Source organism: Haemophilus haemolyticus, from assembly GCF_003490935.1.
Classification (GTDB): domain Bacteria; phylum Pseudomonadota; class Gammaproteobacteria; order Enterobacterales; family Pasteurellaceae; genus Haemophilus; species Haemophilus haemolyticus_M.
Genome location: NZ_QQGD01000001.1, coordinates 62,745 through 87,096, shown reverse-complemented (window position 1 = coordinate 87,096; position 24,352 = coordinate 62,745). Strand labels below are relative to the sequence as shown.

General features: G+C 37.5%; 27 protein-coding genes. 19 read left to right on the top strand and 8 right to left on the bottom strand.

Features of this window, described 5'->3' with window-relative positions; translation table 11 throughout:
* The first annotated feature begins 112 nt into the window (after nt 1–112).
* The 10 genes from eno to DV417_RS00470 all read left to right on the top strand — a co-directional run bounded on the left by eno (nt 113) and on the right by DV417_RS00470 (nt 9,740).
* On the top strand, nt 113–1,423 hold the full coding sequence (gene eno, locus DV417_RS00515) for a phosphopyruvate hydratase (RefSeq protein ID WP_005635098.1): 1,311 nt from the start codon (nt 113–115) through the stop codon (nt 1,421–1,423).
* 138 nt (nt 1,424–1,561) lie between these two features.
* Nucleotides 1,562–2,272, top strand: coding sequence for a hypothetical protein (locus DV417_RS00510; RefSeq protein WP_114891482.1), 711 nt, complete (start codon nt 1,562–1,564; stop codon nt 2,270–2,272).
* A gap of 35 nt (nt 2,273–2,307) precedes the next feature.
* The gene (locus DV417_RS00505; protein WP_118877922.1) at nt 2,308–2,727 is read left to right on the top strand and encodes a DUF2251 domain-containing protein; all 420 of its coding nucleotides are present in this window, start codon (nt 2,308–2,310) and stop codon (nt 2,725–2,727) included.
* Between the two features lie 12 nt (nt 2,728–2,739).
* On the top strand, nt 2,740–3,321 hold the full coding sequence (locus tag DV417_RS00500; RefSeq protein ID WP_118877921.1) for a DUF1190 domain-containing protein: 582 nt from the start codon (nt 2,740–2,742) through the stop codon (nt 3,319–3,321).
* Complete coding sequence (locus DV417_RS00495; RefSeq protein WP_118877920.1) at nt 3,322–4,503, top strand: glutathionylspermidine synthase family protein; 1,182 nt, start codon at nt 3,322–3,324, stop codon at nt 4,501–4,503.
* Nucleotides 4,504–4,788: 285 nt separating this feature from the next.
* Nucleotides 4,789–5,643 (top strand): formate transporter FocA, encoded by an 855-nt coding sequence (gene focA / locus DV417_RS00490; RefSeq protein ID WP_048954196.1) that lies wholly within the window; start codon nt 4,789–4,791, stop codon nt 5,641–5,643.
* Between the two features lie 41 nt (nt 5,644–5,684).
* The gene (pflB, locus tag DV417_RS00485; protein ID WP_065250317.1) at nt 5,685–7,997 is read left to right on the top strand and encodes a formate C-acetyltransferase; all 2,313 of its coding nucleotides are present in this window, start codon (nt 5,685–5,687) and stop codon (nt 7,995–7,997) included.
* Between the two features lie 82 nt (nt 7,998–8,079).
* Complete coding sequence (locus tag DV417_RS00480) at nt 8,080–8,370, top strand: putative quinol monooxygenase (protein ID WP_005636456.1); 291 nt, start codon at nt 8,080–8,082, stop codon at nt 8,368–8,370.
* Nucleotides 8,371–8,485: 115 nt separating this feature from the next.
* Nucleotides 8,486–9,226, top strand: coding sequence for a pyruvate formate lyase 1-activating protein (gene pflA / locus DV417_RS00475; RefSeq protein ID WP_118877919.1), 741 nt, complete (start codon nt 8,486–8,488; stop codon nt 9,224–9,226).
* A 31-nt stretch (nt 9,227–9,257) separates the two neighbouring features.
* Nucleotides 9,258–9,740, top strand: a complete 483-nt coding sequence (locus DV417_RS00470; protein WP_118877918.1) for a surface-adhesin E family protein — start codon at nt 9,258–9,260, stop codon at nt 9,738–9,740.
* A gap of 46 nt (nt 9,741–9,786) precedes the next feature.
* Here the strand turns inward: DV417_RS00470 and dsbB are convergent, their stop codons facing one another.
* Entirely contained in the window at nt 9,787–10,320 is a 534-nt protein-coding gene (gene dsbB, locus DV417_RS00465) for a disulfide bond formation protein DsbB (RefSeq protein ID WP_118877917.1), read from the bottom strand.
* A 9-nt stretch (nt 10,321–10,329) separates the two neighbouring features.
* Nucleotides 10,330–11,874 carry a Na(+)/H(+) antiporter NhaB gene (gene nhaB / locus DV417_RS00460; RefSeq protein WP_118877916.1) on the bottom strand — a complete coding sequence of 515 codons (1,545 nt, stop codon included), beginning with the start codon at nt 11,872–11,874 and terminating at the stop codon, nt 10,330–10,332.
* A 125-nt stretch (nt 11,875–11,999) separates the two neighbouring features.
* Here nhaB and fadR point away from each other — a divergent pair, with 125 nt between their 5' ends.
* The 4 genes from fadR to ruvX all read left to right on the top strand — a co-directional run bounded on the left by fadR (nt 12,000) and on the right by ruvX (nt 14,506).
* A complete protein-coding gene (fadR, locus tag DV417_RS00455; protein WP_118877915.1) occupies nt 12,000–12,725 on the top strand; it encodes a fatty acid metabolism transcriptional regulator FadR in 726 nt (241 codons plus the stop codon).
* A gap of 61 nt (nt 12,726–12,786) precedes the next feature.
* The gene (gene rsmE / locus DV417_RS00450; protein ID WP_118775408.1) at nt 12,787–13,524 is read left to right on the top strand and encodes a 16S rRNA (uracil(1498)-N(3))-methyltransferase; all 738 of its coding nucleotides are present in this window, start codon (nt 12,787–12,789) and stop codon (nt 13,522–13,524) included.
* A complete protein-coding gene (locus DV417_RS00445; RefSeq protein WP_005627726.1) occupies nt 13,521–14,081 on the top strand; it encodes a YqgE/AlgH family protein in 561 nt (186 codons plus the stop codon). Before rsmE ends, DV417_RS00445 begins: the two co-directional genes overlap by 4 nt.
* Nucleotides 14,081–14,506 (top strand): Holliday junction resolvase RuvX, encoded by a 426-nt coding sequence (gene ruvX / locus DV417_RS00440; protein WP_118775409.1) that lies wholly within the window; start codon nt 14,081–14,083, stop codon nt 14,504–14,506. The genes DV417_RS00445 and ruvX overlap by 1 nt, the downstream gene beginning before the upstream one ends.
* 144 nt (nt 14,507–14,650) lie before the next feature.
* On the opposite strand, the gene trhP is transcribed toward ruvX, so the two are convergent.
* The 4 genes from trhP to efp form a co-directional block, all read right to left on the bottom strand.
* Nucleotides 14,651–16,030 (bottom strand): prephenate-dependent tRNA uridine(34) hydroxylase TrhP, encoded by a 1,380-nt coding sequence (gene trhP, locus DV417_RS00435; RefSeq protein WP_118775410.1) that lies wholly within the window; start codon nt 16,028–16,030, stop codon nt 14,651–14,653.
* Nucleotides 16,031–16,215: 185 nt separating this feature from the next.
* Entirely contained in the window at nt 16,216–16,410 is a 195-nt protein-coding gene (locus DV417_RS00430) for a transposase (protein WP_118775411.1), read from the bottom strand.
* Nucleotides 16,411–16,480: 70 nt separating this feature from the next.
* Nucleotides 16,481–17,272, bottom strand: a complete 792-nt coding sequence (locus DV417_RS00425) for an opacity family porin (protein ID WP_118877914.1) — start codon at nt 17,270–17,272, stop codon at nt 16,481–16,483.
* A 296-nt stretch (nt 17,273–17,568) separates the two neighbouring features.
* Entirely contained in the window at nt 17,569–18,135 is a 567-nt protein-coding gene (gene efp / locus DV417_RS00420) for an elongation factor P (RefSeq protein ID WP_005635150.1), read from the bottom strand.
* A 37-nt stretch (nt 18,136–18,172) separates the two neighbouring features.
* On the opposite strand from efp, the gene epmB reads away from it, so the two are divergent.
* The 4 genes from epmB (at nt 18,173) to recO (ending at nt 21,803) form a co-directional block, all read left to right on the top strand.
* The gene (gene epmB, locus DV417_RS00415) at nt 18,173–19,189 is read left to right on the top strand and encodes an EF-P beta-lysylation protein EpmB (RefSeq protein ID WP_118877913.1); all 1,017 of its coding nucleotides are present in this window, start codon (nt 18,173–18,175) and stop codon (nt 19,187–19,189) included.
* Nucleotides 19,190–19,273: 84 nt separating this feature from the next.
* Complete coding sequence (gene oapA, locus DV417_RS00410) at nt 19,274–20,638, top strand: opacity-associated protein OapA (RefSeq protein ID WP_118877912.1); 1,365 nt, start codon at nt 19,274–19,276, stop codon at nt 20,636–20,638.
* 47 nt (nt 20,639–20,685) lie between these two features.
* Complete coding sequence (locus DV417_RS00405) at nt 20,686–21,090, top strand: Opacity-associated protein OapB (protein WP_118877911.1); 405 nt, start codon at nt 20,686–20,688, stop codon at nt 21,088–21,090.
* A 2-nt stretch (nt 21,091–21,092) separates the two neighbouring features.
* Complete coding sequence (gene recO / locus DV417_RS00400; RefSeq protein WP_114908633.1) at nt 21,093–21,803, top strand: DNA repair protein RecO; 711 nt, start codon at nt 21,093–21,095, stop codon at nt 21,801–21,803.
* Between the two features lie 54 nt (nt 21,804–21,857).
* On the opposite strand, the gene DV417_RS00395 is transcribed toward recO, so the two are convergent.
* Both DV417_RS00395 and DV417_RS00390 read right to left on the bottom strand, forming a co-directional pair.
* Nucleotides 21,858–22,151 (bottom strand): hypothetical protein, encoded by a 294-nt coding sequence (locus DV417_RS00395; protein ID WP_114908632.1) that lies wholly within the window; start codon nt 22,149–22,151, stop codon nt 21,858–21,860.
* Between the two features lie 4 nt (nt 22,152–22,155).
* Complete coding sequence (locus DV417_RS00390; RefSeq protein WP_239990458.1) at nt 22,156–22,521, bottom strand: hypothetical protein; 366 nt, start codon at nt 22,519–22,521, stop codon at nt 22,156–22,158.
* Between the two features lie 330 nt (nt 22,522–22,851).
* Between DV417_RS00390 and rlmD the strand changes: the two genes are divergently transcribed.
* The gene (gene rlmD / locus DV417_RS00385; protein WP_114908631.1) at nt 22,852–24,165 is read left to right on the top strand and encodes a 23S rRNA (uracil(1939)-C(5))-methyltransferase RlmD; all 1,314 of its coding nucleotides are present in this window, start codon (nt 22,852–22,854) and stop codon (nt 24,163–24,165) included.
* Nucleotides 24,166–24,352: the final 187 nt, after the last annotated feature.

The window sequence follows — 24,352 nt, the reverse complement described above, 5'->3', positions numbered from 1 at the left end:
AGATCAAAGCATACGCATTTTTTACAAGACAAAATCTCAAAATAGCTTTATTATATCGCCTGTTTTAGGCTCGCCTAACCCGTTTTAATTAACTTAATTGAGGAAAATAAAAATGGCAAAAATCGTTAAAGTGATTGGTCGCGAAATCATCGACTCACGCGGTAATCCAACTGTTGAAGCTGAAGTTCATCTTGAAGGTGGTTTTGTTGGTTTAGCAGCAGCTCCATCTGGTGCATCAACTGGTTCTCGCGAAGCATTAGAATTGCGCGATGGTGACAAATCTCGTTTCTTAGGTAAAGGCGTATTAAAAGCTGTAGCAGCAGTAAATGGCCCAATTGCTGAAGCAATTCTTGGTAAAGATGCGTCTAACCAAGCTGAAATCGACCAAATCATGATCGATTTAGACGGAACCGAAAACAAATCTAACTTTGGTGCAAACGCAATCTTAGCGGTATCTTTAGCAAACGCAAAAGCAGCTGCAGCATCTAAAGGTTTACCACTTTACGCTTACATTGCAGAATTAAACGGCACGCCAGGCGTTTACTCTATGCCATTACCAATGATGAACATCATCAACGGTGGTGAGCACGCAGATAACAACGTGGATATCCAAGAATTCATGATTCAACCAGTTGGTGCGAAAACATTACGTGAAGCACTTCGTATCGGTGCTGAAGTATTCCACAACCTTGCAAAAGTATTAAAATCTAAAGGCATGAGCACTGCTGTAGGTGATGAAGGTGGTTTCGCGCCTAACCTAGCATCTAATGCTGACGCTTTAGCATGTATCAAAGAAGCAGTAGAAAAAGCAGGTTATGTATTAGGTAAAGACGTGACTTTAGCGATGGACTGCGCATCTTCTGAGTTCTACAACAAAGAAACTGGCAAATATGAAATGAAAGGCGAAGGCCGTTCATTCACTTCTCAAGAGTTCACTCACTATCTTGAAGAATTAACCAAACAATACCCAATCGTATCTATCGAAGATGGTCAAGATGAATCTGACTGGGAAGGTTTTGCATACCAAACTAAAGTGTTAGGCGACCGCGTTCAATTAGTGGGCGATGACTTATTCGTAACTAACACCAAAATCTTAAAAGAAGGTATCGAAAAAGGTATCGCAAACTCTATCTTAATCAAATTCAACCAAATCGGTTCTTTAACTGAAACTTTAGCAGCAATTAAAATGGCTAAAGATGCAGGTTATACCGCTGTGATCTCTCACCGTTCAGGTGAAACCGAAGATGCGACTATCGCTGATTTAGCGGTTGGTACAGCAGCAGGTCAAATCAAAACTGGTTCTATGAGCCGTTCTGACCGTATTGCGAAATACAACCAATTAATTCGTATTGAAGAAGCATTAGAACGCGCAGGTACTCCAGCAGCATTCCCAGGCTTAAAAGCGGTTAAAGGTCAAGCGTAATTCACGCTGAATTTACTGTAAAATCTCACCGCACTTTGTATAAAAGTGCGGTGTTTTTTATTAAATTGCAAAGCAATAGCTTGCCTACTATTTTTATCTAAATATTATCTGATTAACTAATTAAACTCAGTAAAAATCATGAATGCAAAACTAGAGCTATACAGAAGATATTATTGTGTTGAAAGAAATATTAATGATTTTTCCGTATTAACCGAATGGGCTACCACTTATCTTATACAACAAGAATATGAAGATAATATTTATGAATTAGCACTAGCAAAAACTAGAAAAGAAGCATTATTTTTATCTGATGAAATTCTAGAGAATGTTGTATTTAATGGAAAAAATTTACAAATAATTCCTATAGATGATAATACATCTATGTTTGATGTATTACCTAATGATATCAATTCTGCTGTACTATTAGGTGAAAGGTATAATTGCCAAGAATACCAAATCAATTCTATGTTGATTTATCAAATTGAATTTGAACATAAATTATTAAATAGAATAAATAAAATATTCCATAAAGAAACAAACCTCTTTACTTTTAAATGTAACAAATGGTTTGAACAAATTTATAAAAACAAAAATAAAATTAGTAATCATCTATTTAAATATCTAGAAATAGAATATGCAGAAGAGTTTAGTCTTTATAAAGAAGCCAGTGTTTTAGATTATCTTTATGGTATCACAGATATAAGTTTCAATATAAAATCAAACTTATCAATAATATCTCTTAGAAAAAGTGATTTTAGTCCTGAAGAATATAATTTACCAGATCTACCAGCTGAGTATATAGAGATAGAATTAGATAGAGATATTAATATCATATCAATATGTGATTAGCATCATTAAAAAACTTCAATTCAATAGGAAATACCATGTTACACTTAACCCTCGAAGATCAACTCTTTCTCGGTCAACCAAAGCAAGTAGGTACACACTCGATTGTGCATGATCACCTGGCAGTGATGTTTGAAGATGACGGTGAAACAGGCTATTTTTATGCGCTTGATATGCGTCAAAATGCTCAACCGATAGTTGATATGTTGCATGTGTATAATGTTGATTCAACCTCTAATCATCATGAGGCTCGTAAACTTGAAATTTGTTGGGATGAGAGTGGCTACTTAGCCTTGTTGCTTATTAATGGCTATCCTCATGCTGTATTTGATTTTGCCCGTTTAGTCGGCTATAACAGCAATAAATATCCACAACCAGATTTAATGAGCATGTGGACTCGTGACGAAATTACTAATAAAAAAGCCGAGCAATGGCTAGGCGTGAAAACCATTCGATAAAAATTGAGAACAATGAAAAAGAAAAATCAGATTTTAGTTAGCTTATCTATTGTGGCCTTATTAGGAGGCTGTTCAGAAGAACAAGTACAACGCGATGTATATCAGTCTTTAGACGATTGTTTAGCGGATTGGAAAAAAATTGAGCTTTGTGAGGCAGATAAAAATACTGAAAGTACTCAGAAAACTGAAACCACACCACAGCAGGGGCTTGGTTTAAATATTCGTGATAACGGTAATGCAGAAAGTGCGATAAAAAATCCAGCTGAAAATAATGCACAAGCTAATCAAAGCGAGAATAATGCGGAATCAACTGCAAAAGCTGAAAGTACCGATCCTTCTTTAGGGGCTGCGATTGCTGGTGGCGTTATGGGGTATATAGCGGCTCGTGCAATTAGTAGTTTCCTTGGCCCAAGCTATTATCCTGGAAATCGAGCTGTCACCACACCAACAGGGCAAGTTGTGCAACCGCAAACAAATCGTTCTGTTGGAAAACCAATGCTTGTGAAAGGAAATGCAGGAAGCATGAATAGCAAACCTGTATCTCGTGGTGGTTTTAGTCGCCCCAATAATACTAATCGTAGTAGTGGGGGCTAAATGAAACGTGTAACCGGGTTTCCTACTCGACCAGATATGGTGCAACAGCTACTTAATGTTGGATTTGATTACTATAATTTGCCTTCCAGTGATGGATCTCATTATTGGTCTGATAATGTCGCCTATGAATTTACCTTAGCGGAAATTGATCTCATTGAGGATACAACTAACGAATTACATTCAATGTGTTTAGATTTTGCGGCAGATGAAATTAAAAAAGGCGATTATGAAAATTATCGTTTTACGGAGTTGCAAAAACAGCTTATTGAAAGCTCTTGGCGTAATCAAGATCCTTATTTATATGGACGCTTTGATTTTGGCTATGATGGCGAAAACCTAAAAATGTTTGAATATAACGCCGATACGCCAACATCTTTGTTGGAGGCCGCGGTTGTTCAATGGCAGTGGTTAGAACAAATTGAGGGCTTAAAACACCGTGATCAGTTCAACTGGATTCATGAAGAATTAATAAAACATTTCCAATTTTTGAAACAACAAAGTGGTAAAAAAGATTTCCATTTGAGTGCCATGCAAGATGCAGGCCGTGAAGATTGGGGCAATGTGGATTATTTAGCTGATGTGGCTTATAACGCAGGTTGGAATATTCATCAATTAGCGGTGGAAGATATTGGCTATAACAGCGAAACAGAAAAATTTGTAGATTTAAATGATCAGCCTATTGAAATGTTATTTAAATTGTATCCGCTGGAATGGCTAGGCCACTCTGAGTTTGCTCGTCATATTACGACCGCTCAAACACGATTTATTGAACCTTCGTGGAAAATGTTGTTAAGCAATAAAGCACTATTGGCAAAACTTTGGGCGCGTTATCCTAATCATCCGAATTTATTGCCTGCTTATTTTACGCCCTTCGAATTGCCAAAAGATTTATCAATGTGGGTGAAAAAACCATTGTTAGGTCGAGAAGGTGCCAATGTATTCTATTATGAGAAAAACAATGGCGTAGAATTTGCAGCGAAAGGAAGCGAACACTCTAGGTTTTATGGTAATTCAGGTTATGTTTATCAACAAAAATTTGAATTGCCGAGTTTTGATGGAATGTATCCAATTATCGGCTCTTGGGTTGTGGGTGATGTGGCTTGTGGTATGGGGCTACGCGAAGATTTTACTGCAGTGACAGGGAATGATAGCCATTTTATACCTCATTATTTTGTACCTTAATATGTCCGGAGTATTACTAAAATAATCAGAAAACTAACCGCACTTTTGTCTTTTTTGATAAAAGTGCGGTTATTTTTTTACCTAAAAACTATTACTAAAGAGTTATGGTTATTTTATCTGAAAAAATCTTGCAAAATATCAAATTTTGTTAGAATAAATCGTAGCATTTCTTTGAAATGAAAAATTAAAAGAGTAAAATGTCCCTGGTAGTAGAAGTATTTGAAGTTGTAAACATATTAGAAGTATTAAATTTTCATTAACTTTTTTAATATTTGGAGTTTGATTATGGCATCAGAAATTCAAAAACTGTCTTCTGTTGCGCTCACACCTGTTGAAGCAACGGATTGTGCAGAAAGTACAGCTACTTATAAAGCAAATAAACGTCCATTTTTATCGTTTATGTCTGGCATTAGTGCTGGAGCTTGTATTGCTTTAGCTTTTGTATTTTACACGACAACACAAGCTGCTAGTGCCGGAGCACCTTGGGGGCTGACCAAATTAGTGGGTGGGTTAGTATTCTCATTAGGTGTGATTATGGTGGTGATATTAGGATCTGAATTATTCACCTCTTCTACTTTAACCTTAGTTGCCCGTGTTGGTGGTAAGATAACCACAGCGCAAATGATCCGAAATTGGATTGTCGTATATTTAGGTAACTTTGTGGGCGGTTTATTTATTGCTGCAGTGATTTGGTTTGGGGGGCAAACCATGGCAGCAAATGGCCAATGGGGTTTAACAATTCTTGCAACCGCCCAACATAAAATTCATCACACGTGGTTTGAAGCATTTAATCTAGGTATTTTATGCAACATTATGGTATGTGTGGCGATTTGGATGTCTTATTCTGGTAAGACTGTTACAGACAAAGCTTTTATTATGATTATGCCGATTGGTTTGTTTGTTGCGTCAGGATTTGAACACTGTGTGGCTAATATGTTTATGATTCCGATGGGAATTATTACTGCACATTTTAGTACTCCTGAATTTTGGCAACAAATCGGCGTTGATCCGATGAAATACGCAGATTTAGATTTGTATCATTTCATTGTGAAGAATTTAATTCCCGTAACGTTGGGAAATATTGTCGGCGGGGCAATTTGCATGGGTGTATTCCAACGTTATTTAACCAAAACGCATTAAAGATTTATTTACTTATTTATTAATTAACAAAGGAAATGACTATGTCAGAACTTAATGAAGCGCAAAAATTAGCGTGGGCTGGTTTTACTGGTGGTAATTGGCAAGAAAATGTCAATGTACGTGACTTTATCCAAAAGAACTACACCCCGTATGAAGGTGATGATTCTTTCTTAGCAGGTCCAACTGAAGCGACAACAAAACTTTGGGAGGCTGTAATGGAAGGAATCAAAGTTGAAAACCGCACACATGCGCCATTAGATTTTGACGAGCATACGCCTTCAACAATTACTTCTCACGCTCCAGGTTACATTAACAAAGATTTAGAAAAAATCGTTGGTCTTCAAACTGATGAACCTTTAAAACGTGCCATTATGCCATTCGGCGGTATCAAAATGGTGGAAGGTTCTTGTAAAGTTTATGGTCGTGAACTTGATCCAAAAGTGAAAAAAATCTTCACTGAATACCGTAAAACACATAACCAAGGTGTATTCGATGTTTATACGCCAGATATTTTACGTTGCCGTAAATCTGGTGTATTAACTGGTCTTCCAGATGCTTATGGTCGTGGCCGTATTATCGGTGACTACCGTCGTGTAGCGCTTTATGGTGTTGACTTCTTAATGAAAGATAAATACGCACAATTCTCTTCTTTACAAAAAGATTTAGAAGATGGCGTAAATCTTGAAGCAACAATTCGTTTACGTGAAGAAATCGCAGAACAACACCGCGCATTAGGCCAATTAAAACAAATGGCTGCAAGCTATGGTTATGATATTTCTAACCCAGCAACTAATGCTCAAGAAGCAATTCAATGGATGTACTTTGCTTATCTTGCTGCAATCAAATCACAAAATGGTGCGGCAATGTCATTCGGTCGTACCGCAACCTTTATTGACGTGTACATCGAACGTGATTTAAAAGCAGGAAAAATTACTGAAACTGAAGCGCAAGAACTAGTTGACCACTTAGTTATGAAACTTCGTATGGTTCGTTTCTTACGTACTCCTGAATACGATCAATTATTCTCTGGTGACCCAATGTGGGCAACTGAAACCATCGCAGGTATGGGGTTAGACGGTCGTACATTAGTAACCAAAAATACATTCCGTATTTTACATACCCTTTACAACATGGGTACTTCTCCAGAGCCAAACTTAACGATTCTTTGGTCTGAACAATTACCTGAAAACTTCAAACGTTTCTGTGCGAAAGTATCGATTGATACCTCATCCGTTCAATACGAAAACGATGATTTAATGCGTCCAGACTTCAACAATGATGACTACGCAATCGCATGTTGTGTATCACCAATGGTTGTGGGTAAACAAATGCAATTCTTCGGTGCACGTGCAAACTTAGCGAAAACATTGTTATACGCAATCAACGGCGGTATCGATGAAAAATTAGGTATGCAAGTAGGTCCGAAAACTGCACCAATTACTGATGAAGTATTAGATTTCGATACAGTAATGACCCGTATGGACAGCTTTATGGATTGGTTGGCAAAACAATATGTGACTGCCTTAAACGTAATCCACTATATGCACGATAAATATTCATACGAAGCAGCATTAATGGCATTACATGATCGTGATGTATACCGTACTATGGCTTGTGGTATCGCAGGTCTTTCTGTTGCGGCTGACTCACTTTCAGCAATCAAATATGCGAAAGTTAAACCAGTTCGTGGCGATATCAAAGATAAAGATGGCAATGTTGTTGCAACTAACGTAGCAATCGACTTTGAAATCGAAGGTGAATATCCACAATATGGTAACAACGATAACCGTGTTGATGACATCGCTTGTGACTTAGTTGAACGTTTCATGAAGAAAATTCAAAAACTTAAAACTTACCGCAATGCAGTGCCTACACAATCTGTATTAACCATTACTTCTAACGTGGTTTATGGTAAGAAAACTGGTAATACTCCAGATGGTCGCCGTGCTGGTGCGCCATTCGGACCAGGTGCGAACCCAATGCACGGTCGTGACCAAAAAGGTGCGGTAGCATCATTAACTTCTGTGGCTAAACTTCCATTTGCTTATGCGAAAGATGGTATTTCTTATACCTTCTCAATCGTACCAAATGCGTTAGGTAAAGATGCAGAAGCACAACGTCGCAATCTTGCTGGCTTAATGGATGGTTACTTCCACCACGAAGCAACAGTAGAGGGTGGTCAACACTTAAATGTGAACGTGTTAAACCGTGAAATGTTGTTAGATGCAATGGAAAATCCGGATAAATATCCACAATTAACCATCCGTGTATCTGGTTACGCCGTACGTTTCAACTCTTTAACTAAAGAGCAACAACAAGACGTCGTAACCCGTACATTTACTGAGTCTTTCTAAGTAAATAAAATTATGTTTTAATATAAACCACTCACAGACTAGTTTTGTGAGTGGTTTATTTTTATATATAGGAGAGCAAATTATGTTAACAGTTATTGCCCAATTTTCAGTAAAAGCGGACAAAATTAATGATTTTCTAACCCAATGCCAAGAATTAATTAAGCATACTCGTCAAGAAACAGGATGCGTATCTTATGAATTACAACAAAATAGCGAACAAGCTAATCATTATGTTTTTATTGAGCAATGGAAAAGCAAAGCCGATTTAGAACAACATTTTGCAACGCCACACTTTACCTCAATTGTACCTGTATTGGTCGAGTATTGTGAACAAGCACCAGTGGTGCAAACTTTTCAAAAAGTCAGCGAATAATGACCGCACTTTGATAAATATATTTTAATTATGAGCCTGATTTAAATCAGGCTCATTTTTTATAAACTAAATCTTTGGTAAAATTTAGCTATATCTAGTTTTAGGAAATTTATGTATGTCAGTTCTTGGACGAATTCACTCTTTTGAATCCTGTGGCACTGTAGATGGGCCAGGTATTCGTTTTATTTTATTTATGCAAGGCTGCTTGATGCGCTGTAAATATTGCCACAATCGTGATACTTGGGATCTTGAAGGTGGTAAAGAAATCAGTGTCGAAGATTTAATGAAAGAAGTAGTGACTTATCGCCATTTTATGAATGCTACTGGCGGTGGTGTCACTGCATCTGGTGGCGAGGCTGTGCTACAAGCTGAATTCGTGCGTGATTGGTTCCGTGCTTGTAAAGTAGAGGGGATTAATACTTGCTTAGATACAAATGGTTTTGTACGTCATTATGATCATATTATTGATGAATTATTAGATGTAACAGATCTTGTTTTACTCGATTTAAAAGAGCTTAATGATCAAGTTCATCAAAATCTTATTGGAGTACCAAATAAACGTACTCTTGAATTTGCAAAATATTTGCAAAAACGTCATCAACGTACATGGATTCGTTATGTTGTGGTTCCTGGTTATACCGATAGCGATCACGATGTGCATTTATTAGGTCAGTTTATTGAAGGTATGACCAATATTGAAAAAGTTGAACTTCTTCCTTATCATCGATTAGGTGCGCATAAATGGAAAACCCTTGGGTTAGATTATGAGCTTGAAGATGTATTACCGCCAACCAAAGAATCGTTAGAGCATATTAAAACGATTCTAGAAGGCTATGGACACACTGTAAAATTCTAGAATAAATGTCAGCTAACATAAGGAGTAAATAATGAAAAAAATTATTTTAACATTATCACTTGGGTTACTTACCGCCTGTTCTGCTCAAACTCAAAAGGCTGAACAAAATGATGTGAAACTGACACCGCCGACTGATGTACGAAGCGGATATGTACGTTTGGTGAAGAATATAAATTATTACATCGATAGTGAATCGATCTGGGTGGATAATCAAGAGCCACAAATTGTGCATTTTGATGCAGTGGTGAATTTAGATAAGGGATTGTATGTTTATCCTGAGCCTAAACGTTATGCACGTTCTGTTCGTCAGTATAAGATTTTGAATTGTGCAAATTATCATTTAACTCAAGTGCGAACTGATTTCTATGATGAGTTTTGGGGACAGGGTTTGCGTGCCGCGCCTAAAAAGCAAAAGAAACATACGTTAAGTTTAACACCTGATACAACGCTTTATAATGCTGCTCAGATTATTTGTGCGAATTATGGCAGAGCACAACCTTCAGATAAAAAATAACAAAATCTCGCGAATAAAAAATACGGTGAAATTTCACCGTATTTTTTTAATTAAATATTCTTCTTTGTTTTCGTGTTTTGACTATTTGCACTATTAATAATAAAGCAAGAATTATCACATATACTGCAAAAATAAATACCAACCATTGCACCATCGTCACCCCCAATAATGACCATTGACTTTCATTACAAGAGCCGGTCGGGCTAAACATAAATGGCAACCATTGGTGAAATGGTAAAGTCTCAGGAAAGTTTGGAATAAATTCACATTGTTTCCAAGGGGCTGGATTCATTTGTAAATCAAGATGACGGAATGAAACCAATAATCCCTTAATGCCGCTGAATAAGCCTAATGCCAAAGCGATTAATCGAATGATTAAAGCGCGAGGTTGAAGTAAACCTATAATGCCCGCAATAAATAACCCAATTATTGCTAAACGTTCATATACACAAAGTACACAAGGTTGTAATCCCATTCCATATTGGAAGTAAAGTGCGGTAGATTCTAGTGCTAAACTTGAGAATGCCAGCAGGAACCAAGCAGAACGTTTTTCAGAAAATCGTTTTAAAAGTGCGAGCATTTCTTCTCCTTAGATTGGTAAAATCAAGCCTAAACTTGCTAGCCAAATAGTGGTGGCTGGTAAGATAAATTCAATAGCTAGTAAACCAATGAGTGAAAGTACAATCGTGTAAGGTAAAGCCATATAAACCATTCTTCCGTAAGAAAGACGAATTAATGGCGCTAGCGATGAGGTCAATAAGAACAAGAATGCGGCTTGCCCATTTGGTGTTGCTACTGATGGCAAGTTTGTACCTGTATTGATTGCAACAGAGAGCAATTCAAATTGGTGCGGAGCAATTACTCCATTCGTTAACGCCGCTTTGGCTTCATTGATGTAAACCGTTGCAACGAATACGTTATCAGAGATAGAAGAAAGCAAGCCGTTAAATACATAGAATAAGGCAAGTTGTGTATTTTCTTCTGAAGAAAGAACGAAGTGAATGATTGGCGCAAAAAGTTTTTGATCAATAATTACGGCAACCACTGAGAAGAATACCACGAGCAATGCAGTGAAAGGCAAGGATTCTTGGAATGCTTTACCGATAGTGTGCTCGTCAGTAACACCAGTGAATGCAGTTGCAAAAATGATGATACTTAAACCAATTAAGCCTACCGCCGCGAGATGGAACGCCAATCCAAGAATTAACCAAATTGCGATTAACGCTTGGACGCCTAATTTAATTTTGTCTTGTTTAGACATTTTCTCTGAATTAGTGCGGTCTAAATCTGACAAGATTTTCCATACGTCTTCAGGTAATTTTTCACCATAACCGAATAATTTGAATTTTTCGACTAAGAAGCAAGTGAGCAATCCGCAGATAAATACTGGAACAGTAACTGGCGCCATACGGAAGAAAAATTCGATGAAGTTCCATTTGGCTTGTTCGGCAATGATTAAGTTTTGTGGTTCACCCACCATTGTCATTACGCCACCAAGTGCGGTTCCGACGCCAGCATGCATCATCAAGCTACGTAAGAATGAACGGAATTTTTCTAAGGTTTCATGATGTTGTGTTGCAATTTTTCCATCATCAGCAATATCGACGGCATCAATTAAATTATTACCTGATGCGACTTTGTGGTAAACACCATAGAATCCCATTGCTACGCTGATAATTACGGCAACAACCGTTAATGCATCAAGGAAGGCTGATAAGAAGGCAGCGCTAAAACAGAAAGCTAAAGAAAGTGCGATTTTTGAACGAATTTTGACAAGTAATTTCGTGAATACGTAAAGAAGCAGTTGTTTCATGAAGAAAATCCCTGCCACCATGAACATTAATAGCAATACCACTTCAAAGTTTGCCATAATTTCCGTTTTTACGTGTTCTACATTAGTCATCCCTATAATTATAGCTTCAATTGCTAATAAGCCACCGGGTTGTAACGGATAGCATTTTAATGCCATTGCTAACGTAAAAATGAATTCAGCGACGAGCAACCAACCCGCAATAAAAGGGCTGACTAAAAAGAAAATAATAGGATTAATAATAAGAAAAACCACAATGGCGAGCTTATACCATTCTGGACTTGCCCCAAGAAAGTTTTTCATAAAAGCTTGTGTGTTTGTCATAAAGTACTCCATTATTTTTTATTGCGCTAACATTGTAATATATCCCCCTTTAAAGGATAATAAAAAGTAAGTAATTTTTTTATAAAATTGCATTTTTTTTTGATTTTTATCTGATTTTTTAATTTATGCAACATGATAATGACATTTTGAAAGCCCAAAGCCCCGCCGCTTTAGCTGAAGAATATATAGTGAAAAGCATTTGGCAAGATGTTTTTCCCGCAGGCAGTAATTTACCATCAGAACGTGATTTAGCCGATAAGATCGGAGTGACTCGCACCACTTTGCGTGAAGTTTTACAACGTTTAGCGCGTGATGGTTGGCTGACTATTCAGCACGGCAAACCAACAAAAGTAAATAATATCTGGGATACGGCAGGGCCGAATATTATTGAAACACTAATCGGTTTAGATATGCAGTCAGCGCCTTTGATTATTGACAATATGTTGTCTTTACGCAGTAAAATGTCTGAATCTTATATTTATGAGGCAGTAAAAAATTCTCCTCAACAATCTGCCGCACTTTTTGCTGAATTAGATCAATTACAAAATACGGCGCAAGATTACACAGAATTTGATTACAAATTATTTCGTCAATTTACCGTAGTGGCTAATAAGCCCTTTTATCGTTTAATTTTTAATAGTTTGAAAGGGGTTTACCAACGAATTGGTTTTTTATTTTTTAAAGAAGAAAAACACCGAGAACTTACAAAAACATTCTATTTAGAAATGCAACAAATTTGCCTTGCCGGAAATGCGGATGCGGTGGAGGATTGTATTCGTAAACACAATTTACGTTCTTCAACTTATTGGAAAGCTATTCTAGAGCGATTGCCGCAGAATCTTTCGGATTAATTTCAACATCAAAAGTGCGGTGAATTTTAACCGCACTTTTTCATTAATATAGATAAACATTATGCGCATACCAAGAATTTATCATCCTGAATACCTTGAAAATCAAACTCAATGCCAGCTTTCAGAAGACGCGGCAAATCATGTAGGGCGCGTGTTAAGAATGACAGAAGGAGAGCAAATTGAACTCTTTGATGGTTCTAATCATATTTATCCAGCCAAAATTATTGAGTCGAATAAAAAAATTGTAAAGGTAGCGATTTTGGGGCGTGAGCTTGCGGATAAAGAATCCAATTTAAAAATTCATTTGGGGCAAGTGATTTCTCGCGGAGAGCGAATGGAATTTACCATTCAAAAATCGGTGGAATTGGGTGTGAATGTGATTACACCATTATGGTCTGAACGCTGTGGCGTAAAGCTTGATGGCGAACGCATGGATAAAAAAATCCAACAATGGCAAAAAATTGCGATTGCTGCTTGTGAACAGTGTGGCCGTAATATTGTGCCGGAGATTCGTCCACTGATGAAATTGCAAGATTGGTGTGCAGAAAATGACGGCGCGCTAAAATTGAATTTGCATCCACGCGCGCAATATTCGATTAAAACCTTACCGAATATTCCCGTTGAAGGTGTTCGCTTATTAATTGGCTCAGAAGGTGGATTATCTGCACAAGAAATTGCACAAACTGAACAGCAAGGATTTACTGAAATTTTATTAGGAAAGCGTGTTCTGCGTACTGAAACTGCATCGCTTGCGGCGATTAGTGCACTACAAATTTGTTTTGGAGATTTAGGTGAATGATGGAGTTACAAGGAAAATTTTTGATCGCGATGCCACACTTAGACGATTATTTTAATCGTACTGTGGTGTTTATGTGCGAGCATAATGAGCAAGGTTCGATGGGATTAGTGATTAATCAGCCAACGGATTTAAGCATTGCGGAGCTTTATTCAAAACTCAATTTTATGATGAAAAATGACCGCACTTTTAGCAATGAAATGGTGGTAGCAGGTGGCCCCATGCATAGTGAAAGAGGTTTTATTCTACATAAGAATACACCTAATGAATTCCAGCATACTTATAAAATCACGGATGATCTTTCAATGACAACCTCTGCTGATGTAATAGAGACGCTAGGTTCTGAACTTGCACCAGAAAAATATCTTATCGCTCTAGGATGCTCTAGCTGGGAGGCTGGGCAGTTGGAAAAAGAAATCACTGATAATGCTTGGTTAGTCGCTACTGCGAACGATCAGATTTTATTTGATATGCCTTATGATGAGCGCTATGTTGCAGCGAATCAATTACTTGGTATTCACCCACATAATTTTGTGTTTGCACAAGTGGGGCATAGCTAATGGGGATTACTGCACTTGCTTTTGATTTTGGTACCAAAAGTATTGGCTGTGCTGTAGGGCAAAGTATTACTGGCACCGCACAAGCCTTGCCTGCTTTTAAGGCGCAAGATGGTATTCCAAACTGGGATGCGATCGAAAAATGCCTGAAAGAATGGAAACCAGATGTTGTCGTTGTTGGTTTGCCTTTAAATATGGATGGAACAGAACAAGATCTCACTTTGCGTGCTCGTAAATTTGCAAAGCGTTTACAGGGTCGTTTTGGTGTTAATGTTCAGCTACAAGATGAACGTTTAACAACAACAGAGGCACGCAGTGAAATTTTTGACAGAGGCGGTTTTCGTGCCTTAAAAAAAGGCAAAGTAGATGGGATCTCTGCTTGTTTGATTCTAGAAAGTTGGTTTGAAGTCGCAGAATATTCCGAATAAAAAAAAAGCCCTTTCAAAAGCTGAAAGGGCAAAAATATTTGGAGTCATACTATGAGTTGTTGAATTAACAAATCAGGTATGTGGCGTATTATAATAATAAAATACAAAAATGCAACATTTTTTTAACAAATAATTTTTTATCATTTAATTATGTGGATTTCTTGTATTGCTATTGACTAAATTACGCATTAATAAGGCGTAGTCTAAGTTGATATCTTGTGGTACGTCTAAGAACACAAAATGCCCATCGCCTAGTGCTGCATCAACCGTTTCATTTTTACGATTAAGCATTTTTTCAATCTTAAAGACGATGTTGCCTTGTGGCGTCATCATTTCTACTTCATCACCAAGCAAGAATTTATTCTTCACCGCCACTTCAGCCATACCTTGTTCGTTACGTTTACCCGTAAATTCACCGACAAACTGTTGACGATCAGAAATAGAATAACCGTATTCGTAATTTTGGTATTCATCGTGTGTATGACGACGTAAGAAACCTTCGGTATAACCACGATGAGCAAGGGATTCTAAAGTATCCATTAAGCTTTCATCAAATGGTTTGCCTGCTGCCGCATCATCAATGGCTTTGCGGTAAACTTGTGCGGTTCTTGCGCAATAATAGAATGATTTAGTACGGCCTTCGATTTTTAAAGAATGCACACCAAGAGCGGTTAATTTTTCTACGTGTTGTACTGCACGCAGATCTTTTGAGTTCATAAAGTAGGTGCCGTGCTCATCTTCAAAAGCGGTCATTTGCTCATCTGGCTTTTGTGATTCGGTGTAAAGGAAGACTTTATCCGTTACTGCACCTTCGCCCAAGGTTGGTGCCACATTTTTCACTTCTATTTGTTGAGCAGGGTCGATTTTCGGCACGATGTTGCCCACTTCATCCGTGGTGCCTTCTTCCATTTTGTATTCCCAACGGCAAGCATTCGTGCAAGTACCTTGGTTTGGGTCACGTTTGTTGATATAGCCAGAAAGTAAGCAACGGCCAGAATATGCCATACATAACGCACCATGTACGAAGATTTCGAGTTCGATATCTGGCACGTGTTGGCGAATTTCTGCGATCTCTTCAATGGATAATTCGCGCGATAAAATCACGCGAGTTAATCCCATTTGTTTCCAGAATTTTACCGTTGCCCAGTTTACCGCATTTGCTTGTACAGAAAGGTGAATATCAATATTTGGGAAATTTTCACGCACCAACATGATTAAGCCTGGGTCGGACATAATTAAGGCATCTGGGCCCATGTCGATCACAGGTTGTAAATCTTTGATAAAAGTTTTGAGTTTGGAATTATGCGGTGCAATATTCACCACTACATAGAATTTTTTGTCAAGCGCATGGGCTTCATCGATCCCAATTTTTAAATTGGCGTGATTAAATTCATTGTTACGTACACGCAAACTATAACGAGGTTGGCCAGCATAAACGGCATCAGCGCCATAAGCAAAGGCGTAGCGCATATTTTTAAGGGAGCCAGCAGGGGAAAGTAATTCTGGTTTGAATTGGGTTGTCATAATATTCTCTTTTGTCTGATTTCAGGTCAGGGATTTGCACTAGGCAAATCGTTAGGTCGGGTATTGTAGAGAAAATATTTGGCTTGTAAAGAAAAGTGATCTGCCCCCCCCCAAAAGTTGGACAGGTTAGTTAACTTAAATATTGAGCTCGGCATTGTACTGGGCTCAATCCTTTTAAACCAAGTTTAATGCATTTTCGGTGTTTGAAGGTTTGTATAAGGCGATTTTACGCCATCAAGCCCTCTTTCCCGAAATGCTTTTAGCCAATAAATGACGAGAGCATGGGAAATTTGATGAAGTTTAGCCACCTCACGGATACCATAATCCTGTTCGGTGACGAGTTTGATAATTTTCAAACGAAATTGATAAGAGTAGGACATAATCTGCACCTCAAATTAGGTGTCCAGGTTTTGGGGTGCAGATCATAAATAGAAAACTAAATTTGTTTAATTAAAAACGGTAACGTACACCGAAAGAGGCTTCGTGAGTTTTAAAACGCACGTTTTCTAAATGTCCCCAATCATTATAACGATAACCTAAGTCTAAGGTAATATTCGGTGTAATGTCATAGCCAATACCGCCAATAAAACCAAAGCCAATGCGTTTTATGGTTCTGGAATATGATGTTTCCTGAGCCGCCTTCACATCTCCGCCTATTGGCATATTGTTAGCCTTTAATGTAAGTTTTGTTGTAAATTCATCTTTTGTGTAACCGCTGGCAGCAACATGCCCAACTCCAATTCTTGCACCAATATAAGGTTTAATTTTATATTCAGTATCAAAATCATAAATTACAGAAATACCATAAGAATTCTTGGCTTGGAAACTACCTGCATCTTTGTGATCAATTACTGTGCTAGATTTAACTAGATTCATCGGAGGAGTCGATCCAGCAGGATCTTTTTCGATAGGTTCACTAATAAGATGTTTGCCGTGACTCCATTTACGATAATGAGCATAATCTACTGCAATTCGCCAATTGCCAAAATCATAACCAATAGAAAAACGAGGATGGTTGGAATGAGTTTTGATGTATGAATAGTCTTGTAATATTTCAGGTTGATTTGGAGCGTCTGTCTCTATTTTTTCACGTGCGTGCACCCAATCGGCTTGCACATAAATCCCTTTTCCATTATCTTCCTTTGCTTGTACAGCAGAAGAGAAGAGAAGAGAAGAGAAGAGAAGAGAAGAGAAGAGAAGAGAAGAGAAGAGAAGAGAAGATTTCTCAATTCGAATATTCATTAGGGTTCCTCCAAAGGATTTTTGTTAAAAATAAAATTTTATAGTCGATTTTTGAAAATCGTGCTTCATTTTACTCTATTCTATAATATAAGTAAAAATGTTTTAATTAAAGCATAAAATAACAGAAAAATTTGACTGATTGGTTTTTTATGCTTTATACCAAACTATATTATTTATAAAAAATGCCTTTCCTATTTATGAACGGAAAGGCATTTTTATCGCATGAATTGTAGTGCTTTTTATTACTGCGACATAATATATCGCAGAAATTACCCGCACTTTTGTCATCTAAGCAATTATTTTACGCGAGATACGTATTCGCCAGAACGAGTATCTACTTTGATTACTTCACCGATTTGAACGAAAAGAGGCACTTTTACGACTGCGCCAGTGCTTAATGTTGCTGGTTTACCGCCAGTACCTGCTGTATCGCCTTTAAGGCCTGGGTCTGTATCGACGATTTCTAATTCAACAAAGTTTGGTGGAGTAACAGTAATTGGCGCGCCGTTCCATAAAGTCACGATACAATCTGCTTGGTCTAATAACCATTTTTCTGCATCACCTACAGCTTTTGCATCAGCAGAATATTGTTCAAATGTTTCTGGGTGCATGAAATACCAGAATGCATCGTCTTTGTATGAATAAGTTAAGTTAAGATCCATAACATCAGCAGCTTCAACCGAAGTACCAGATTTGAAGTTTACGTCTAATACTTTGCCTGAAATTAATTTACGAATACGAGTACGGGTGAAAGCTTGACCTTTACCCGGTTTTACGAATTCATTTTCAACGATTACGCAAGGTTCGCCGTCTTGCATAAATTTTAGACCTGGTTTGAAATCACTGGTAGTATATGTAGCCATATTTTTAATATCCTAAAAATTAGAGATGGTTTGAAAAGTGCGTATTTTAACCCAAGAACCCGTCATTAGAGAAGAACAAAATTGGCTCACAATTCTAAAAAATGCGATTTCAGCTCCTAAATTATTGCTAAAAGCCTTAAATTTACCAGAAGATGATTTTGAGCAATCTATTGCTGCGCGGAAACTTTTTTCGCTTCGCGTACCACAACCCTTCATTGATAAAATAGAAAAAGGTAATCCGCAAGATCCCCTTTTCTTGCAAGTGATGTGTTCTGATCTTGAGTTTGTACAAGCCAAAGGATTTAGTACAGATCCCTTAGAAGAAAAAAATGCCAATGCCGTGCCGAATATTCTTCATAAATATCAAAACCGCTTGCTCTTTATGGCGAAGGGTGGTTGTGCGGTGAATTGTCGTTATTGCTTCCGCCGACATTTTCCTTACGACGAAAACCCAGGAAATAAAAAAAGCTGGCAACTAGCATTAGATTACATTGCAGTGCATCCTGAAATTGAAGAAGTGATTTTTTCAGGCGGTGATCCTTTAATGGCGAAAGATCATGAGTTAGCGTGGTTAATAAAACATTTGGAAAATATACCGCACTTACAACGTTTGCGTATTCACACCCGTTTGCCTGTTGTGATTCCGCAACGGATTACTGATGAATTTTGTACCTTATTAGCAGAAACTCGTTTGCAAACAGTTATGGTGACACACATTAATCACCCAAATGAAATTGATCAAATTTTTGCTCATGCGATGCAAAAATTAAAAGCCGTGAATGTCACGCTTTTGAATCAATCCGTTTTGCTAAAAGGCGTGAATGATGACGCGCAAATTCTAAAAATATTGAGTGATAAACTTTTCCAAACAGGAATTTTGCCTTATTACTTGCATTTGCTAGATAAAGTGCAAGGAGCGAGCCATTTTCTGATTAGCGATATCGAGGCTATGCAAATTTATAAAACCTTGCAATCTCTTACATCTGGCTATCTTGTTCCCAAACTCGCACGAGAAATTGCTGGCGAACCAAATAAGACTTTATACGCGGAATAAGATCCGATAAAATATCGCGTAATTTTTTCGCCGCACTTCCGTGGCTAATTAACATGAATAACAACAAGTATCAGGAGTAATCCAGTGGATTCTATGAATAAAAATCAAAATGAACAATCATCTCAAGATGAATTAGATTTAGGCCTTAACCAAGAGCCGATTACACCAAAGAAAACAATTCAGCCAAGTTCGTCAATTTTAGGTAAAGCAAAAGGGTTATTTGCCAAAAAAAATCACGTGCAAACTAACTTTCAGCAACGTAAAGAACCTACTTTTGGCGATTCATCAGCGCAAGAAAATGCTCCTTTAATTCCGAGTGAAAATTTGAAAACAGCACAAGAGCCAGTTCTTCAAACTTCTTCCACAGAAGAAAATATTTCTACTGTTGATGAAGAAATCAGTGCTGAAAATAACACGGATGAAACCGTCGAAAAGGCTGAAAAACCTATTTTAGCCCAACCAGAAAAATGGAAAGTGTTGCAAGTATTACCAGCAAAACATCGCCGTTTATTTATGGCTATTTTGGCGTTGGTCATTTTATTAATTATTTTCTTTGCATTAAAACCAAGTTCTGACACCGTTGAGTCTTTCACTCAATCTAACAGCAATGAAATCCCAGTGCAGTTCCAATCTTTAGATCAAAATCAACCAGTTGAAACCACGATTTTAGATAATCCTCCTGCACAAAATCAGATGGCGGCAGAGCAAGCTAACCAACCTGAAAATGCGCCAAAAGCAGATGAATCGGCTAATAGTGCGACCGCTCAAAATCAACCTGCAGAAAACGTAGCTGAGCCACAAAACATGGTTGCGTCACAAAATATGGCTCAAGCTCCAGTTCAAACCTCAAATACAATGGATTCAGCTTCAGCTAAACCTATGCAAGCAGCTCAACCTGAGCAATCACAAACTCAAGCTCAACAAGCTCAAGTGGAACAGCCAAAAGCGCCAACTGTTGTAGCACCAGTTCCACCGGTGAAAAAAGTAGTAGAACAACAAGTTGCGCATAAAGATATCGCGAAAAAAGAAGTGAAGGTTGCTGAAAAAGCACATGTACCAGCAAAAGCAACTGAACAAACCGTCGCTAAAACAGCAGGAAAAGCACCTATTGTTGAAGCAAAACCGGTTCAAGTTAAAAAAGAAACTAAAGTTCAAATTGTTGATGCAAAACCTGCAACGAAAGCAGCAGCACCAACTGCATCGGCGAAAACATTAACTGTGCCTAAAGGCGTTTCTCTTATGCAAGTATTCCGTGACAATCAACTTAATATTTCGGATGTTAATGCAATGAGTAAAGCAGCGGGTGCTGGCAATGTTTTAAGTAGCTTTAAACCGGGTGATAAAGTTGCAGTATCTGTGAACAGTCAAGGGCGAGTAAATGAAATGCGTTTATCTAACGGTACGCGATTTGTCCGTCAGTCTGATGGTTCTTATGAATATAAAAAATAATTTTTAGGGCGAGCAATCGCCCATTTTTCTTTTGCAAGTAGGATTCTATGTTTAAAAAAACGTTTCTAATTTTAACCGCACTTTGCTTGATCGGTTGCGCTCAAAATGGTTTACCAAAGAAGCCAGAGCCGCAAAAGATGCAGGTGGAAAAAGTAGATAAAGCTTTGCAAAAAGGTGAGGCTAAAGTTTATTTGTGTAAAGATGATAAGCAAGTTCGTGTGGTTCATTCCACTCAGAAAAAACGTAAAAAATCATTGCATCACATTACGGTGACTTTTAATTCTATGTCAGAAAAATTGACATTAATGATTTCTGAGCGCGGTAAAAATTATGGCAATATTCGTTGGACGTGGCAAGAGCGCGATGATTTCAGTGTGCTAAAAACTAATTTAGGTGAAGTTTTAGCAGAACAATGTGTATTACAACCCGTAGAGCGTTTATCCGGTAATTAATTGTGCAAACCGAACTCCAGCGAGGCTTTATTCTTCATCGTCGCCCTTATAGTGAAACGAGTCTTTTAGTCGATTTGTTTACTGAAGAAAGTGGTCGCCTAACCGTGATCGCCAAGGGCGCTAGAGCAAAGCGTTCATCTTGGAAGTCGGTTTTGCAACCTTTCACACCTTTATTGTTGCGTTGGACGGGAAAAAGTTCATTGAAAACCCTTACTAAAGCTGAACCCGCCGCAATAACACTTCCTTTACAACAAACCGCACTTTATAGCGGTTTTTATGTGAATGAGTTACTGACTCGTGTCATTGAGCCTGAAACGCCGAATCCTTCGCTGTTTCAACATTATTTAAAATGCTTAACAGGCTTGGCAACTGAAACCAACGTTGAGCCAACGTTGCGTCTTTTTGAATTTCAACTTTTACAAATTCTCGGTTACGGCGTGGATTTTCTTCATTGTGCGGGTTCTGGCGAGCCAGTCGATTTTTCAATGACATATCGTTATCGTGAGGAAAAAGGTTTCATCGCTTCTTTAGTGAAAGATAATCTCACTTTTTACGGAAGAGATTTGTTAGCCTTTGAAGCCCTAGATTTTTCTGATGATGCGGTACGTCAAGCGGCAAAACGTTTTACTCGTATTGCGCTGAAACCTTATCTTGGCGATAAACCATTAAAAAGCCGAGAATTATTCTCACAGCACATTCTCTTGTTAAAATGATTTTTTTAAAAATGTAAAGCAAAAATAAAGGCAAACAATGTTTGCCTATGATGTTTATTTTAAACCCTTTTCACTTATTCCCGCTTTTGTGCTAAAAAATAATCCAGCAAAGCCGAAAACAAAGAAACTTATTGCAGAGTAATATGCTAACTGAATGTAATTTAAGATAGGCATATTTTCATTATTAAATGTAAGAACATCGCCTAAGGTAAAAGCATATCCAACACTTAATGACAAAAGCACGATAATTTTTCCAATTGTTCTTTCTATATTCATTACTTTTAATCCCAATAATGCAATTAAAGGTAAAGCTATAAGAATTACAGAACTAATAAATAGATCATTCATTTTACTATCTCTTAATTTTTTCTAACATGCTGCAACTACTAGAAAAGCCATTTTTACAAGATTTTTGAAACCATAATATTGCTTTCTTTTTGTTCTTCTTAGCTAAATAACTATAGCCGAGGATAAATTGAGAATTTGAAATAATCTCTTGGTTGAATTCGGTAATAGGTGCGTTTGCTACAGGTTCAGCATATTCTATAGCTTTAGAATAATTACCTTTTTGCAGTTCATTCGATGCCTGCAGGGTGCGTTCCGCCCTTGCTGCTTCTATTTCTACTTGTGCAGCAGTCACTACATTAGCGTAAGTAGATACACTCATTAATGATAAACCGAGTAATGTTGTAGTAACAGTTATTTTAAACTTGTTCATTTTTCATTCCTTATTATAGAAAATTTCTTAGCAAGATGTTTTGTGTTATCTCTGTAAAGAGATAACACTAGTAAGTATACTTACTAGCAAATTGGCTATAAAAAGCGTATAAAAAACAGCGATCACTCGCTTATATAAAGATGGAAATATCATAGATGGCACAGTAAATGCGGTTGCCATTTACACCTTTTCTTATCAGTGATTTACTCTAAATAAAAATTATGCCAATATTTGTGGGGTCAAAGTGTATTGATTCCATCAAATGGAATATCAATGAATAACTATTCTGCAATGTGTATACTTAATTAATTTGGCGTAATTCTTCAAACAATGGTTCTTCTTTATACCCCAAAGCAAAAAACAAAAAATGTTCAAACCATTACCGCTGATATTCTTGATTTAGATTATCAAGGTTTAGGCGTCGCGAAAATTAATGGTAAAACTTGGTTTATTGAAAATGCACTTCCGCACGAAAAAGTGGAATGTCGTATTCTGGAAGATAAACGCCAATATGGGCATGCTACGGCAAAAAAATGGTTAGTAAAAAGTTCTGAACGTTTAGAACCTAAATGTGCTCATTTTATGCGTTGTGGTGGTTGCCAAGGGCAACATATTCCGATTGAAATGCAGAGGAAAACTAAAGAATCCGCATTGTTTAAGCGATTAAGTAAATTACAGTCAGAACCGATTTCATTTCAACCTATGATTTGTGGCGATGCTTGGGCGTATCGTCGTCGTGTGCGTTTGAGTTTGTGGTTTAATCCAAACACAAAACAAGTCGAAATGGGCTTTCGTCAGAAAAATACCAATGATTTAATTACCGTCCAATCTTGCGAAGTGGCAGAACCTGTAATTAATTATTTACTGCCTAAATTAGCCGCACTTTTAGAACAATTTTCTGCGCCGAAACAGCTTGGGCATATTGAATTAGTGGCGACCGATAATGGCGTTGCAATGTTGTTACGTTACACCAAAAAACTTGCGGAAATTGACCGCACTTTATTGCTCAAATTTGCTGAACAAGAAAAGTTAATGCTGTTTTTACAAAGTGATGAAGGCATTGAACAAATTTATGGTAATGCACCTTATTATCAATTTTCTGATGGCATAAAATTACATTTTGATATTCGTGATTTCATCCAAGTAAATCGTGCATTAAATGAACGTATGGTCAATACTGCGTTGGATTGGCTTGAATTGAGCCAACAGGATTGTGTATTGGATTTATTTTGCGGCATGGGAAATTTTACGCTTCCTCTCGCCAAACGCGTGAAAAGTGCGGTAGGAATTGAAGGTGTTTTTGAAATGGTACAAAAAGCGGAGCAAAATGCCGCAAGAAACCAAATCAAGAATATTGAATTTTTCCAAGCTGATCTTGACCAATCCTTTGTTGAACAACCTTGGGCTCATCAGTCGTTCAATAAAATTTTGCTTGATCCTCCACGTAGTGGTGCAGCTTTCGCGTTAAATGCTTTGTGCGAGCTGAAAGCAAAGAAAATTTTATATGTATCTTGTAATCCTGCAACATTAGTGCGTGATGCGGAAATTTTACGTGATTTTGGCTACAAGATTGAAAAAACTGCGGTGATAGATATGTTCCCTCATACGGGGCATTTGGAATCGATAACGTTGTTTGGAAAATAACGTAGAGTGGGCTTTCTAATCCACCGAAACATCATTAATTTCAATGGTAGGTAGGAAGTCCCCTAAATTCCTATCCCTTGCTATTAATTTCTTCTGTCTGCTGAATTAATTCGCTTACAGAACACTTTAATCAATTCTCTAATTTAAAAATTGTTGTTAAAGACGGTTGTTATTGACCAAGCTCTAA

Bases quoted from the DNA above. Each gene is read 5' to 3' on its own strand.
- eno (WP_005635098.1), top strand. From the start codon at position 113: ATGGCAAAAATCGTTAAAGTGATTGGTCGCGAAATCATCGACTCACGC.
- DV417_RS00510 (WP_114891482.1), top strand. From the start codon at position 1,562: ATGAATGCAAAACTAGAGCTATACAGAAGATATTATTGTGTTGAAAGA.
- DV417_RS00505 (WP_118877922.1), top strand. From the start codon at position 2,308: ATGTTACACTTAACCCTCGAAGATCAACTCTTTCTCGGTCAACCAAAG.
- DV417_RS00500 (WP_118877921.1), top strand. From the start codon at position 2,740: ATGAAAAAGAAAAATCAGATTTTAGTTAGCTTATCTATTGTGGCCTTA.
- DV417_RS00495 (WP_118877920.1), top strand. From the start codon at position 3,322: ATGAAACGTGTAACCGGGTTTCCTACTCGACCAGATATGGTGCAACAG.
- focA (WP_048954196.1), top strand. From the start codon at position 4,789: ATGGCATCAGAAATTCAAAAACTGTCTTCTGTTGCGCTCACACCTGTT.
- pflB (WP_065250317.1), top strand. From the start codon at position 5,685: ATGTCAGAACTTAATGAAGCGCAAAAATTAGCGTGGGCTGGTTTTACT.
- DV417_RS00480 (WP_005636456.1), top strand. From the start codon at position 8,080: ATGTTAACAGTTATTGCCCAATTTTCAGTAAAAGCGGACAAAATTAAT.
- pflA (WP_118877919.1), top strand. From the start codon at position 8,486: ATGTCAGTTCTTGGACGAATTCACTCTTTTGAATCCTGTGGCACTGTA.
- DV417_RS00470 (WP_118877918.1), top strand. From the start codon at position 9,258: ATGAAAAAAATTATTTTAACATTATCACTTGGGTTACTTACCGCCTGT.
- dsbB (WP_118877917.1), bottom strand. From the start codon at position 10,320: ATGCTCGCACTTTTAAAACGATTTTCTGAAAAACGTTCTGCTTGGTTC.
- nhaB (WP_118877916.1), bottom strand. From the start codon at position 11,874: ATGACAAACACACAAGCTTTTATGAAAAACTTTCTTGGGGCAAGTCCA.
- fadR (WP_118877915.1), top strand. From the start codon at position 12,000: ATGCAACATGATAATGACATTTTGAAAGCCCAAAGCCCCGCCGCTTTA.
- rsmE (WP_118775408.1), top strand. From the start codon at position 12,787: ATGCGCATACCAAGAATTTATCATCCTGAATACCTTGAAAATCAAACT.
- DV417_RS00445 (WP_005627726.1), top strand. From the start codon at position 13,521: ATGATGGAGTTACAAGGAAAATTTTTGATCGCGATGCCACACTTAGAC.
- ruvX (WP_118775409.1), top strand. From the start codon at position 14,081: ATGGGGATTACTGCACTTGCTTTTGATTTTGGTACCAAAAGTATTGGC.
- trhP (WP_118775410.1), bottom strand. From the start codon at position 16,030: ATGACAACCCAATTCAAACCAGAATTACTTTCCCCTGCTGGCTCCCTT.
- DV417_RS00430 (WP_118775411.1), bottom strand. From the start codon at position 16,410: ATGTCCTACTCTTATCAATTTCGTTTGAAAATTATCAAACTCGTCACC.
- DV417_RS00425 (WP_118877914.1), bottom strand. From the start codon at position 17,272: ATGAATATTCGAATTGAGAAATCTTCTCTTCTCTTCTCTTCTCTTCTC.
- efp (WP_005635150.1), bottom strand. From the start codon at position 18,135: ATGGCTACATATACTACCAGTGATTTCAAACCAGGTCTAAAATTTATG.
- DV417_RS00405 (WP_118877911.1), top strand. From the start codon at position 20,686: ATGTTTAAAAAAACGTTTCTAATTTTAACCGCACTTTGCTTGATCGGT.
- DV417_RS00395 (WP_114908632.1), bottom strand. From the start codon at position 22,151: ATGAATGATCTATTTATTAGTTCTGTAATTCTTATAGCTTTACCTTTA.
- DV417_RS00390 (WP_239990458.1), bottom strand. From the start codon at position 22,521: ATGAACAAGTTTAAAATAACTGTTACTACAACATTACTCGGTTTATCA.
- rlmD (WP_114908631.1), top strand. From the start codon at position 22,852: ATGGTTCTTCTTTATACCCCAAAGCAAAAAACAAAAAATGTTCAAACC.